We start from the raw sequence: 12,940 nt of genomic DNA, 5'->3' as shown, positions 1-12,940 counted from the left end.
ATCGGGGCAGTGCCAGTCCAGGTCGGGCGGCGGATCCGCGACCGAGCGAGCCGTGTCCAACCCCTCAGAACGCCAGGGCGCGGTGGACGGACGCCACCGCGCTGGATCCCTCGCCGACGGCGGCGGCGACCCGCTTCATCGATCCGCGCCGCACATCCCCGGCAGCGAACACTCGCGGGGCCGACGTCTCGAAGGGCAGTGGTTCGCGACCGAGGCCCTGCCACTGGTCGAGGGTCTGCACTGCGACGTCCGTGCCCGTGCGGATGAAGCCCTCGGCGTCCCGGTCGAGTGTCGGCAGCCAGGAGGTCGCCGGCGTCGCCCCGATGAAGCAGAACAACCCGCGGGCATCCACGTCCCCGACGCTGTCGATGCGCACCGAGCGCAGCGTGTCGTCACCGTCGAGGGCGACCACGTTCGACGAGGTGTGCACCCGCACGCGGGAGTCGTCGGCCAGACGGTCCGCCAGGTAGCTCGACATCCGGGAGCCGAGGTGGTCGCCCCGCACCACCAGGTGCACCGGAGAGCCGTGGGCGGCGAGATAGAGCGCCGCCTGGCCCGCGGAGTTCGCCCCGCCCACCACCACCACGGGCTTGCCCTGCACCTGGCGGAGCTCGAGCGGCGTCGCCGCGTAGTACACGCCGGAGCGCTCGAAGTCCTGCCAGCGATCCAGTTCGAGGCGGCGGTACGCGGCACCGGAGGTGACGATGACGCTCCGCGCCCGAATGAGGCGGCCGTCCGAGAGCGCGACGTCGAGCAGGTCGGCCGCGACGCGGGTGAGCCCCACGGCCTCGCACGGCGCGTACACCCGCACCCCGAACTTCAGCGCCTGCAGGATGGCCTGGCCGATCAGGTCTTCGCCGCTCACTCCGAACGGGAAGCCGAGGAAGTTCTCGATGCGCGAGGTAGCCGCCGCCTGGCCGCCCGGTGCCACCGCGTCCAGCAGGACCGTGCTCAACCCCTCCGAGGCGCCGTAGATCGCCGCCGCGAGACCTGCCGGCCCTCCGCCGACCACGACGAGGTCGACGATCTCGTCGGCCTGCGCGTGATAGCTGAGGCCGAGACGCTCGGCGACCAGCCCGGGGGTCGCGCGCTTCAGCGGCTCTCCCTGGATGAAGGCGACGGGGAGGTCGGCGATGGTGATCTCCTGCGTGTCGAGCGTCCCGAGGTCATCGGGCGGCAGCGCCACGGCCTTGTGCACGAGGTCCAGGCGCTCGGCGAAACGGCGCAGCGCCAGGAAGTCGCTCGACGTCGTCGTGCCGACGAACTTGAGCGTCATGGCGGCCGGCCCCGTGCGCAGCGACTCCCGCCGTGCCCACAGTGCGTGGAGGATGAGGTCGCACAGGGCGTCGTCCTCGTTCATGAGCGTGCGCAGTCCCGCCCGAGTGACGCGGTGCACGCGCCCCGGCTTCGTGACCCGGGCGGAGAGGAACGCTCCCTGGCCGTTGAGCAGTCCCAGCTCGCCGGCGAAGGTGCGCGGGCCCATCGTCGTGATGACCGCCTCGTCGACCCAGCGCAGGGCGTCGCGGACGATCTCGACCTCGCCGGATTCGATCGCGATCAGGTCGTAGCCCGACTCGCCCGTGCGGAAGACGTAGTCGCCGACCGCGACGTCCTCCGCGGTCCCGGCCGAGACGAGTCGTTCCCACTGCTCGTCCGTCAGCGTCGGCGACATCACGGGATCAGAGGCGGCTGTCGGCGGACGATCGGGCATGGAACCTCCGGGGGTCGTGTCTCACCGCCAGTGTGCTCCGCCGGGGCTCATCTGTCCATGGACCAGGACCGGGACTCCTGGTGAGACCCCGCACCTGCCGGGCGGTAGGCTGGAGGGGTGGCTGCCTCCCCCACCAATCCCTATTCCGAAGCCGGCGTCGATACCGCTGCAGGCGATCTCGCCGTCGAGCTGATGAAGTCCTCCGTGCGCGCGACGCACGGCCCTGAAGTGCTGGGCGGTGTCGGCGGATTCGCCGGACTGTTCGACGCGAGTGCGCTGCGCGACTTCCGTCGCCCGCTGCTGGCGACGAGCACCGACGGCGTCGGCACGAAGGTCGCCATCGCGCAGGCCATCGACAAGCACGACACGATCGGCCAGGATCTGGTCGGCATGGTCGTCGACGACATCGTCGTCGTGGGGGCGAGGCCGCTCTTCATGACCGACTACATCGCCTGCGGCAAGGTCTTCCCGCAGCGCATCGCCGACATCGTGCGGGGCATCGCCGAGGCGTGCTCCGCCACGGGCACAGCCCTCGTCGGCGGCGAGACGGCAGAGCACCCCGGTCTGCTCGGCCCGCGCGACTACGACGTCGCAGGAGCCGCGACCGGCGTGGTCGAGGCCGACGGCATCCTCGGTGCCGACCGCGTGCAGGACGGCGATGTCGTGCTGGCGGTCGCATCCAGCGGACTCCACTCCAACGGCTACTCCCTCGTGCGCCACATCGTGACGAACGCCGGCATCGGATACGGCGACAACGCCGCCGACTTCGGCAAGACCTGGGGAGAGGCCCTCCTCGAGCCGACGCGCCTCTACACGCTGCCGCTGCTGCGTCTCATCGAGAAGCTCGGCGGTGCGACAGGAGCGGGCGGCGTCCACTCCCTCAGCCACGTCACCGGCGGCGGCATCGCGGCGAACCTCGCCCGTGTGCTCCCGCAGGGCAGCTGGGCCGAGGTCGACCGCAGCACCTGGTCGCCGAGCCCGGTCTTCCGGGTGCTCAGCGACATCGCCGGGTCGACGCTCGAATCCGCCGAGGGCACCTGGAACCTCGGCATCGGATTCCTCGCGGTGATCTCGGCGGAGACGAAGGATGCCGCGATCGCGGCCCTCGAGGCCGAGGGCATGCCGGCGTGGCAGGTCGGCACGGTGGGCTTCGGCGCACGTCCGGCAGGAGAGTTCGAACAGGGCGCCAAGGGCGTCGACGGTGGAGCGGTGCGCCTGGTCGGCGCCTACGCGGACGGAGCGAAGTAAGAGTCCATGTGCGGCATCGTCGGAATGGTGGGCTCTGCCCCGGTCAATCAGGACATCTACGACGCACTCCTGCTGCTGCAGCACCGCGGTCAGGATGCGACAGGCATCGCCACCGCTGAGGCGAACGGTGTGATGCACAACGCCAAGGCGCAGGGCATGGTGCGCGAGGCGTTCCGCACCCGCGACATGCGCGCGCTGCTCGGCAACGTCGGACTCGGTCACGTGCGCTACGCGACCAAGGGCACGGCCTCGAACGAGGAGGAGATGCAGCCGTTCTACGTGAACGCGCCCTACGGCATCATCCTCATCCACAACGGCAACCTCACCAACACGCGTGAGCTCACGGCCGACATGGCCAAGCGCGACCGCCGTCACCTCAACTCCTCGAGCGACACCGAGTTGCTGCTGAACGTCCTCGCCGGCGAGCTGCAGAACACCACCTCGACCGTCGATCTCGACTCCGAGCGCATCTTCGAGGCCGTCGAGCGCACACACGAGCGCATCGAGGGCGCGTACGCGGTCATCGCGGTGATCGCCGGCTACGGTCTGCTCGCGTTCCGGGATCCGTTCGGCATCCGTCCGCTGATCCTCGGGCGCCGCCCCTCGACCGTCGCCGGTGCCGAAGGCCGTGACGAGTGGGTCGTGACCAGCGAGTCGCTCGTGCTCGAGAACGCCGACTACGAGGTCGTCCGCGAGGTCGAGCCCGGCGAGGCGATCTTCATCACGAACGAGGGCGAGCTGCACAGCCGCCAGTGCGCGAAGGATGCCACGCTCGCGCCGTGCGCGTTCGAGTACGTCTACCTCGCTCGTCCCGACTCGGTCATGAACGGCGTCTCCGTGTACGAGTCGCGGCTGCGCATGGGCGACCGGCTCGCCGACACCATCGCCAAGCACGTGCCGATGGACAAGATCGACGTCGTCATGCCGATCCCGGACTCGGCGCGCCCCGCGGCGATGGAGGTCGCCCGCAAGCTGGGCATCGAGTACCGCGAGGGCTTCTACAAGAACCGCTACGTGGGTCGCACGTTCATCATGCCGGGGCAGGCGGTGCGCAAGAAGAGCGTGCGCCAGAAGCTCAACGCCATGTCGACGGAGTTCCAGGGCAAGAACGTGCTCCTGATCGACGACTCGATCGTGCGCGGCACGACCTCGAAGCAGATCATCCAGATGGCCAGGGATGCCGGTGCCACCTCCGTCACGTTCGCCTCGGCGGCGCCGCCCGTGCGGCATCCGCATGTCTACGGCATCAACATGCCCTCCCGCCACGAGCTGATCGCCCACGGCCGGACGATCCCCGAGATCGCCGAGGAACTGGGCTGCGACCACCTCGTGTACCAGGAGGTCGAGGACCTCAAGGCCGCGATCACCGAGGGATCTGTGCTCAGCGACCTCGACATGAGCTGCTTCGACGGCCGGTACGTCACCGGCACCGTCAGCGACGAGTACCTCGCGTGGGTGGAGGGGTCGCAGACCTCGTGACCTCGGGGGCGCAGCCGCTCTGGCGAGGACGCGCGCTGGCGCTGATCGGCATCGTGCTGGTCGCCTTCTCGCTCCGCTCCGCCGTGGCATCCCTGTCGCCGGTGCTGGATCATGTGGCCGAGGATTTCCCGGTCTCCTCCGTGGTGGTCGGACTGATCGGTGCCGCACCGCCGGTCTGCTTCGCCGTGTTCGGTCTGCTCACGCCGCTGTTCGAGCGGCGCTTCGGGCTGGAGCGGGTGGCCGTCGTCGCGATCGCCCTGATCGCGGCCGGACTCCTGCTGCGCAGCCTCGCGGGCGACTCGACGTCGCTGCTCGCCGCGACCGCCGTCGTGTTCGCGGGCGTGGGCTCCGGCAACGTGCTGCTGCCTCCGCTGGTGAAGAAGTACTTCGCCGATCGTCTCGGCCTGATGATGACGGTGTACTCGACCACCATGGCGGTGTCGACCTTCGTGCCGCCGCTGGTCGCCGTGCCGCTCGCCGACTCGGCGGGCTGGCGGGTCTCGCTGGGGCTGTGGGGCGTCTTCGCCGCGATCGCACTCGTGCCCTGGGTCACGATGCTGGTCACGAACCGCGCGGATGCCGTCGCCGCAGCACCCACCAGGAGCGCCGATCTCCCCGGGGCCGCACCGGATGACGTCGCAGGCGACGCGACCGCCGACGATGACGCCTTCGTCGCGACGGGTCCGATCTCCACCGCTCCGGCGAACCCCCGGGTGTTCGGTCGGCTGTGGAGGCTGCCGATGGCGTGGGCGATCGCGCTGGTGTTCGCGGCCTCCTCCACGCTCGCGTACGTGTCGTTCGCCTGGCTGCCGACCATCCTGATCGACGTCGGCGGCGTGACCCCCGCGAACGCCGGTCTGATGCTGTCGCTCTTCGGCCTGATGGGTCTCCCCTGCTCGCTGCTCGTGCCGATCCTGATCGTGCGCTTCCAGGCGACCCGGCCGGTCTTCTTCGTCGCGATCGCCTGCGGCCTGATCGGCCTCGCCGGATTCCTGTTCCTGCCGACCGTCGGACTGCCGCTCTGGGTGGTGTTCTTCGGCCTCGCCCCCGGACTGTTCCCGCTCGCACTCGTGCTGCTGAGCATCCGTGCCCGCACACCGGAGAGCGCTGTCGCGCTCAGTGGCTTCGTGCAGAGCATCGGCTATGCGGTCGCGGCGGTGTTCCCGCTGCTGATCGGGCTCCTGCACGACGCGACGGACAGCTGGCAGATCCCGCTGTGGCTGCTGGTGGGCGTGCTGATCGCGGTCATCCCCGCCGGATGGATCGCCGGCCGTCGGCGCACGATCGAAGAGGACTGGGAGCGCCGGCACGGACGCTGGTGACCGGCGGGGCCGTTCTCTCTGCTTGTCGGCTCAGCTCGCGACGATGCCATCCCCGATGCTGATCGTTCCGGACGTCACGGCACTCTCCGCAGCGGGGAGCAGGAGGCGGCCGAGCGTCGGCTCGCTCTGACCGACGACGCCGGTCAGCGTCGTGAGCACCTTGGCATCCCGCACGCCGCTGTCGGGGTTCGCGTGTGTCGCGAGACACCGGACGATGGGACCTTCGGTCTCGAAGGACACGGCGCCGACCTGCACTCGACCGGTCCACGCGAGTTCGGACCACGCGGGCACGCCGTCGATCACGATGTTCGACCGGAAGCGTCGGTCATCGATACCCAGGCGTAGGGCGTCGCCGAGCGCATCCACGCTCGCCCGGCTGTGCACCGAGACGTACCCTCGTGCCCGGTCCTGGAACCGCGACGTCGTGCCGTCGCCGACCAGGACGAGGGGGAGTCTGCCCGGGCGCCGGAGGCGGCGACCGTCGGGAGTCGCCAGGACGAAGTCGGCGACGGCATCCGCGAGATCCCTCCGCCCTGCGTCGTCGAGTCCCGCCTCGACGAGAACCGATCCGGCGTGCTCGATCCGCACCAGACGCCGGTCGTCGTCGTAGGCGGTGCGGAGCGCTGCGACGGAGGGGAAGTCCTGCAGCGCGAGGCCTTTCGCCTTGGGCCAGTAATCCAGACCGTCGCGGTCTTCCGGCGTCACGGCGTCGGCGAAGCGGAACGCGAGCACGCGGTCGCCGGCCACTCGCCCATCCGGCTGCACCGTCAGAGAGTCGACCGACTCAGGTGTCATTCCCTTGATGGGGTAGCGGTAGAGAGCGGTGACGCGAGGCATGCGCCGATTCTCTCAGGTGCGGAAAGGTCTTCTCATCCGGGCACGACGAAACCCCCGTGCGACGCACGGGGGATTCGACGACGAGCAGAAAGGGCGGTCAGGCCTTTTCGAGCTCGTCCTCGTCTTCGTCTGCATACTCGTCGGCCCACTTGTCGACGTATGCGTCTTCAGAGTCGCTCGGGTGCGCGAGTTCGCGCTCGAGCGCCGAGTAGTTCACCGACGGACTGAACGACTTCAGTTCGCGGGCGATCTTGGTGTGTTTCGCCTTTTGACGGCCACGGCCCATGCCTGAGACCCCCTCACGAGTTAAGCTGCGGGCAACCAGGGGCCCGAGTCATTCACGACACCGGCTGAAGGCCGGTAAGAGTAGCATTCAGAATAGCACGCGGCCAGACCGCACTGGCCCGTTTGGCAGCTGGTGAAGGGAGCGATCGTCATGACCGACAACACCTCCACGGCTTCGGAAGAGGCCGCCCAGAACGCGACACTGCAGAAAGCGGTGATCGTGGGGATGCAGCCGGGGCAACCCGCTCGCGTCATCGAGGAGGCCGCGCGATTCGCTCGGCTCCTCCGGGTTCCTCTCGTCGTCGCCCATGTCGACGTCACCCGGTTCGTGACCTATGAGGATCCGGACGGATACGTGCACTCGGCGCCGATCGACATCAACTTCCAGGCCGGCACCGCGGAGTTCGAGGCGGTGCAGTCCGAGGCGGCTGCCGCACTCGACGGCACCGGCCTGACCTGGACGGCGCGCCAGCTGGTGGGCGACCCTGCTCTCGCCATCAAGCAGCTCGCCAACAAGCTCGATGCGCAGCTCATCGTCGTCGGCACGCGCAAGCGTGGGATCGGAGAGTCCATCCGCGAGTTCTTCACCGGCTCGGTGGCCGCGCGCCTCGCTCATCGTCAGCATCGGTCCGTGCTCGTGGTGCCGCTGCAGGAGCCGGTTCCCGACGAGCAGCCGGAGATCTGGACGGAGTGAGTCCCGGGCGGGTGCTGCCGCCGCTGACTGCCGACTGCCGCTGCCGAAAACAGGACGACCGCTCCGCATCAGGAGGATCCGTGAGGTCCTGTCCTGATCCGGAGCGGTCGTCCTGATCTCAGCGCGGCGGCTCAGCGCCCGAGCGACGCCAATGCCGAGGTGATGCCTTTCGCTGCGGCATCCAGCCCGTCCTCCAACTGGGAGACGACGGATGCGGGCAGCGTGCCGCCCTTCGCCACGTGCGTGCGGAGGTCGGTGCGGACCCGTGCCCGGAAGGCGTTGATGACGGCATCCGCTCGGTGCATCTCCTCGCGGCTGACGAGACGCTCATCGTCGCTCGCCGTGCGCGGGCGGGACTTGGATGCTGCCCGGTCGTCCTTCTCGGCGGAGGCGAGGTCGGCCCGCAGGCTCTTCATGGCCTCCTTGACGCTCTGGCGCACCTCGTTGGCGATCAGCCGGACCGAGTCGGTGAGCCCGGCCTCGATGCCGGCGAGGTCACCCTCGCGCGACGCCAGTTCGGCGCGTCCGGCGTCTGTGATCGCGTAGATCGTGGTGCGCCCGTCGACCGTCTTGGTGACCAGCCCCTCCTCCTCGAGTTTCGCGAGCCGGGGGTAGATGGTGCCGGCGCTGGGCGTGTACGTGCCGCCGGTGCGGTCGGTCAACGCCTGGATGATGCCGTAGCCGTGCTGGGGCGCTTCGGCGAGCAGCGAGAGCAGATACAGCCTCAGGTCGCCGTGGGAGAAGACTGCGGGACTCATGCTTCCCACTCCTCGTCGTTCGTGATCGATGCCGGCGAGCGACGCAGGACGGTGACGCCGCCGGAGACGGAGTTGGCGCGCAGGTCGACGAAGCGTCCGGCCAGTTCGCCGGTCGAGCCGGTGTAGCTGTTGAGTCCGGACGAGCCGCGCTCGACGCCGTCGATCAGCAGGCGGCCGCTCAGCGAGCGGACGACGTAGTTCGCGGCGAGCGACTCGTCGAGGCGCACCGTGGTGCCGCCCGACACCGAGTTGACGTTGATGGTGTTGACGTCGCCCGCGGCGTCCACGAGCGTCGACCCGGAGACGATGTCGACCGTCGCACGGCGGATCGTGCCGGTGACGGCGACGTCGCCCGAGACGCTGTTGGCGCTGATCGAGCCGGTGAGCCCGCGCACCTGCACGTCGCCGGAGACGGAGTTCACGGTCAGGTCGCCGATCAGGGTGTCGACGATGAGGTCGCCGGAGACCGTGTTGAGGCGGGCGTCGTTGCGGATGCCCGAGATGAGCGCTCCGGCGCTGACGACGCCGAGGTTCAGCGCGATCGAGCGGGGGACGGCGACGCTCACCTCGGCCTTGGGGCCGCCGGAGCCGAAGTTCCGGAACACCTCGAGGAAGTTGTCCCAGCCGAGCTGCGGGTGGTCGATCTCGACCTCGCCGTCGTTCGCCTCGATGCGGAGGTCCTTGGTGGTGACACCGTGCACCTCGATGCGGATGCCTGGTTCGTCGTGCGCGATGACGTCGACCTGACCGCCGACCAGGCCGATCTTCAGTCGGGTGACGTTCTCGATGTCGATGACGCGTTCTTCGCCCGGGGCGATGAGCCACTTCTCGGTCATGTCTGCTTCTCCTGGTTCGAGGGATCACGATATATCGTGTCTGCACAGCGTAACACGATATATCTCGAATCTGTCAAGACGGTCTGCGGGTCCGAGCGGAGATGCCCTCAGCACGGGCTTGACCTTGACGTAACGTCAACTTCTACCGTGGAATCATCGATGAACGGATTCACGGAAGGAGGACGAGATGACCGGTCGTGATTGGTCGATCCAGGAGATCGCCCGACTCGCTGGCACCACCAGCAGAACGCTGCGTCACTACGACGACATCGGCCTGCTGCGACCGTCGCGCGTCGCCCACAACGGCTATCGCCACTACGACGAGTCCGCGCTCGTGCGGCTGCAGCGCATCCTGCTGCTGCGCGAACTCGGCCTCGGCCTGCCGCAGATCGCCGAGGTGCTGAACCCGGCCACTCCGCGGCAGAGCGAGGAATCCGCTCTCGAGACACACCTCGCGCTGCTGCGCGAGGAGCAGAACAGGCTGGCGCGGCAGATCGCGTCGGTCGAGAACACCATCAACGCATTGAAAGGAGGGGAGGAGCTCATGGCAGAGAACATGTTCGACGGCTTCGACCACACGCAGTACAAGGAGGAGGTCGAGGAGCGGTGGGGTCGCAAGGCCTATGCCGACAGCGATCGCTGGTGGCGAGGGATGTCCGACGCCGAGCGCGCTGAGTGGCAGCAGCGCGTCTCCGACCTCGGTCGGGACTGGATCGCCGCCGCCGAGAGCGGTGTCGATCCGGCATCCGCCGAGGCGCAGGACGTCGCCCGCAGGCACGTCGAGTGGCTGACCGGCATCCCGGGCACGCCCGCGTCGGTCCCGGGAGGCGACGTCAAGGGGTACGTCATCGGACTCGGTGAGATGTACGTCGCCGACCCGCGCTTCGGCGCGAACTACGCGACGTCGGCCGGGGGCACCCAGGGTGCCGAGTTCGTCCGTGACGCGCTCCGCGTCTACGCAGAGAGCGCCCTGTAGCGGCCGCCCGCCGCATCCGCCGCATCCGCCGCTTCCGCCGCATCCGCCGCTTCGTGCGGGGTCACTAACGCATCCCAATCGCCCGATTCCGGTGCGTTTTTGACCCCGCACGGGGTGGCCGGTGCGTTTTCGACCCCGGCACGGGGTGGCCGGTGCGTTATTGACCCCGCACGGGGTGGGTGGTGCGTCGCCGCCCGCACCGCGAGACACCGAGGCTTTGCACAAGTCGAGACACCGGTGCAAGGCCGCGAGCGGATGCCGGGGGTGGGCGTAGGGTCAGGACATGGCCCGCCGACGCAGACGCACGGATGCTGCGCCGCTGTTCGTCGGCGCCGCTGCGGCGTATGCCGCCAACTGCGCGCTGGGCACTGCCGTGGCGATGCGCGTCATCGACACGAGGAACTTCCGCTGGGTCCACCACGCGATGTACATCGCCACGTGCGTCACCTCCGCCGCCGCGTTCTCGGCGATCCTCTGGGGTCGCCCCAGGCAGGCGAGCCGCCGCGCCGCACTGGCCCTCGCGCCGGCAGCGGTCCCGCTGGCCGCCATCCCGTACCTCGGCACGCACAGCCGGCGGCATCCGCTGATCGCGCTCGCCGCAGCCCCCTTCATCGTCGCGGGCCTCGTGTGCTCGCGCCTCGCCACCGACCGGAAGTGAACGCATGGAACTGCTCGACGCCATCCGCCGCCGCAAGACCACGAACGGGCCTTTCCTGCCCGATCCCGTGTCGGAGGAGCACCAGCGCATCCTGCTCGAGGCCGCTGGCCGAGCGCCGTCCCAGCTGAACAGCCAGCCCTGGCGCTTCGTGGTGATCGAGAACCGCGACACCATCGACCGGATCGCGCGCATCTCGGGGGAGAGCATGACGGAGGCGATGTCGAACGGCACGTTCTTCGAGCGCTACAAGCCGTACTTCCGCTTCAGCCAGGCCGAGATGGAGGAGAAGCGCAGCGGGATGCTGTTCGACAAGCTCCCCGCGCCGCTCCGCCCGTTCACCAGCCAGGTGTTCACGAAGCGCGGCCAGAAGCTGATGAACACGTTCGGAGTGCCGAAGACCCTGGGCGAGGAGAACCACAAGCTCGTCGCAGGCTCACCCCTGCTGCTCGGCGTGATGCTGGACCGCAGCGAGTACCGCCCCGGTCAGCTGTCGTCCTTCTACTCGGTGTTCAGCATGGGCGCGGCGATGGAGAACGTCTGGCTGACGACGGTCGAGCTCGGCATGGGCATCCAATTCATCTCCTTCCCGATGGAGGTCCCCGGGCGCTGGGACGAGATCATCGAGCTGCTGCGCGTGCCGGACGACCTCGAGCTCATGGCCGTCTACCGTCTCGGGTACCTGCCGCCCGAGCAGCGTCGCCCCGCGATCGACTGGTCGAGCCACCAGCGCAAGCTCGCCTCGCAGTACGTCTTCCGCGAGAACTGCGAGGAGCCGCAGCAGGGCTGGGATGCTCCGCCGCCGGGCGCGGGGGCGCCGATGGCGAGCTAGCCGCTAGCCTCGGCTCGCTTCACCACACGCGATTAAAGACGGTGTCGTCAGTCGTTGGTCGGCGTGGACGACTTCCGGGACTTCAGCGGGGGCACCTCGAGCCTCGGGATCGCTCGAATGAGGAACTTGTCGAAGTGGGGCACAGTGAACGCGGCGTACCCGTGCTCCGGCGTGTACAGCAGTCCCATGTTGATCAGCTCGGCGCGCGTAGGGCCGAGGTTCTGCGAAGTGCGTCCCATCACGTCCGCCACGTCCGAGGCTTTCTGTGGCTCTGCGCCGAGCTGCGCCATCGCCCGCAGATAGGCGCGCTGCATCTCGGTCGCGCGATCGAGGCGCACGCGGAAGAACGACTCATCGAGCTTGGATTCGTAGGCGGGGATGGCTGCCAGGACGTCATCGCGCGAGATGACCGGACCGTCCGACACGGTCCAGACGGCGTATCCGAGTTCTTGGAGGAGATAGGGATAGCCCCCGGTGAGTGACAGGGCCTCGTCGAGTGCGTCGTCGTCGTATCCGACTTCTTCGTCCGCTGCGGGCTGAGCGAGGGCGGCTCGGGCATCGTCCTCGAGGAGGTTGCCGATCGATGGGAACTTGAAAAGTCTCTCTGCGTAGGACTTCGCGTCGCCCGCGAGCTCGGCGATCTGTGGGAGCCCTGCTCCGACAAGGGTCACGGGAAGATTCCGCTGCACCATCTTGTGCAGCGCTTCAATCATCGCGCCCAGTTGGAGGCGGCTGAGAAACTGCACCTCGTCGAACAGCAGCACCACGCCGCGGCCTCTTTCCTTAGCGGCTTCGCCGAGCGCGACAAGTACGTCCACGAGGTCGAGCGCCAGGTTCGCGTGATCAGCGAAGCCCTCGGCCGCATCGACATCCAAACCGGCGGTCCATGCGCCGGACGCATCGACAGTGAGCGTGAACGATCGCAGCACCGCTGCAGCATGGGTGAAGCGATCGGTCCACTTCGCTTTCGGCGACAGCTCGAACAACGCTGTGCGCAGCTTCGATGCCAGAGCGCCTCGGAAATGAGCTTCGTCGTTCTTGCTGACCTCGAGCTCGACCACCACCCAATCCTTCGCGAGAGCCTTGGTTCGAAACTGCCCGAGAAGAACCGTCTTCCCTACCCCACGGAGGCCGGTGATTATCATCGATTGCTCGGTTCGACCGCGTTCGATGCGTGCGAGGAGCAGATCGAACGATCCAAGCTGGTCGTCGCGTCCGACGACAACCTGAGGTTCGGCCCCTGCGTTGGGGGTGTATGGGTTGGTGAGAGCCTGCACGACCCTGATGTTGTCCGCTTTAGTGCGTTT

General features: G+C 68.5%; 13 protein-coding genes. 7 read left to right on the top strand and 6 right to left on the bottom strand.

The genetic code is table 11. The annotated features are described in order from the left end of the window. Window positions 1–64 precede the first annotated feature (64 nt). Entirely contained in the window at window positions 65–1,672 is a 1,608-nt protein-coding gene (locus ACESK8_RS00705) for an FAD-dependent oxidoreductase (RefSeq protein WP_372966863.1), read from the bottom strand. Between the two features lie 156 nt (window positions 1,673–1,828). Here ACESK8_RS00705 and purM point away from each other — a divergent pair, with 156 nt between their 5' ends. From purM to ACESK8_RS00690, 3 genes are read left to right on the top strand one after another with little or no spacing between them, the layout of a single operon-like run. Then, entirely contained in the window at window positions 1,829–2,959 is a 1,131-nt protein-coding gene (gene purM, locus ACESK8_RS00700; protein ID WP_372966862.1) for a phosphoribosylformylglycinamidine cyclo-ligase, read from the top strand. A gap of 6 nt (window positions 2,960–2,965) precedes the next feature. Beyond that, the gene (gene purF / locus ACESK8_RS00695) at window positions 2,966–4,438 is read left to right on the top strand and encodes an amidophosphoribosyltransferase (RefSeq protein WP_060927079.1); all 1,473 of its coding nucleotides are present in this window, start codon (window positions 2,966–2,968) and stop codon (window positions 4,436–4,438) included. Continuing rightward, window positions 4,411–5,760, top strand: a complete 1,350-nt coding sequence (locus ACESK8_RS00690) for an MFS transporter (RefSeq protein WP_372966861.1) — start codon at window positions 4,411–4,413, stop codon at window positions 5,758–5,760. The genes purF and ACESK8_RS00690 overlap by 28 nt, the downstream gene beginning before the upstream one ends. A 30-nt stretch (window positions 5,761–5,790) precedes the next feature. Here the strand turns inward: ACESK8_RS00690 and ACESK8_RS00685 are convergent, their stop codons facing one another. Together ACESK8_RS00685 and ACESK8_RS00680 are read right to left on the bottom strand one after the other, a co-directional pair. Next, on the bottom strand, window positions 5,791–6,597 hold the full coding sequence (locus tag ACESK8_RS00685) for an MOSC domain-containing protein (protein WP_372966860.1): 807 nt from the start codon (window positions 6,595–6,597) through the stop codon (window positions 5,791–5,793). Window positions 6,598–6,694: 97 nt separating this feature from the next. Then, entirely contained in the window at window positions 6,695–6,883 is a 189-nt protein-coding gene (locus ACESK8_RS00680; RefSeq protein WP_045254362.1) for a DUF3073 domain-containing protein, read from the bottom strand. Between the two features lie 150 nt (window positions 6,884–7,033). Here ACESK8_RS00680 and ACESK8_RS00675 point away from each other — a divergent pair, with 150 nt between their 5' ends. Continuing rightward, a complete protein-coding gene (locus tag ACESK8_RS00675; RefSeq protein WP_372966859.1) occupies window positions 7,034–7,576 on the top strand; it encodes a universal stress protein in 543 nt (180 codons plus the stop codon). A 131-nt stretch (window positions 7,577–7,707) separates the two neighbouring features. Here ACESK8_RS00675 and ACESK8_RS00670 read toward each other — a convergent pair whose 3' ends face one another. Together ACESK8_RS00670 and ACESK8_RS00665 are read right to left on the bottom strand one after the other, a co-directional pair. After that, window positions 7,708–8,334 carry a PadR family transcriptional regulator gene (locus tag ACESK8_RS00670; RefSeq protein WP_372966858.1) on the bottom strand — a complete coding sequence of 209 codons (627 nt, stop codon included), beginning with the start codon at window positions 8,332–8,334 and terminating at the stop codon, window positions 7,708–7,710. After that, window positions 8,331–9,170: a DUF4097 family beta strand repeat-containing protein gene (locus ACESK8_RS00665; RefSeq protein ID WP_372966857.1), complete on the bottom strand. Its 840-nt coding sequence runs from the start codon at window positions 9,168–9,170 to the stop codon at window positions 8,331–8,333. The genes ACESK8_RS00670 and ACESK8_RS00665 overlap by 4 nt, the downstream gene beginning before the upstream one ends. Window positions 9,171–9,357: 187 nt before the next feature. Here ACESK8_RS00665 and ACESK8_RS00660 point away from each other — a divergent pair, with 187 nt between their 5' ends. The 3 genes from ACESK8_RS00660 (at window position 9,358) to ACESK8_RS00650 (ending at window position 11,633) form a co-directional block, all read left to right on the top strand. After that, a complete protein-coding gene (locus ACESK8_RS00660) occupies window positions 9,358–10,146 on the top strand; it encodes a MerR family transcriptional regulator (protein ID WP_372966856.1) in 789 nt (262 codons plus the stop codon). Between the two features lie 283 nt (window positions 10,147–10,429). Continuing rightward, window positions 10,430–10,804: a hypothetical protein gene (locus ACESK8_RS00655; protein WP_372966855.1), complete on the top strand. Its 375-nt coding sequence runs from the start codon at window positions 10,430–10,432 to the stop codon at window positions 10,802–10,804. Between the two features lie 4 nt (window positions 10,805–10,808). Beyond that, window positions 10,809–11,633, top strand: a complete 825-nt coding sequence (locus ACESK8_RS00650) for a nitroreductase family protein (protein WP_372966854.1) — start codon at window positions 10,809–10,811, stop codon at window positions 11,631–11,633. 47 nt (window positions 11,634–11,680) lie between these two features. On the opposite strand, the gene ACESK8_RS00645 is transcribed toward ACESK8_RS00650, so the two are convergent. After that, the gene (locus tag ACESK8_RS00645; RefSeq protein WP_372966974.1) at window positions 11,681–12,919 is read right to left on the bottom strand and encodes an ATP-binding protein; all 1,239 of its coding nucleotides are present in this window, start codon (window positions 12,917–12,919) and stop codon (window positions 11,681–11,683) included. Between the last annotated feature and the right edge of the window lie 21 nt (window positions 12,920–12,940).

It is taken from the genome of Microbacterium sp. (assembly GCF_041641055.1).
Taxonomy (GTDB): domain Bacteria; phylum Actinomycetota; class Actinomycetes; order Actinomycetales; family Microbacteriaceae; genus Microbacterium.
This window is presented reverse-complemented; position numbering and strand designations above follow the sequence as displayed.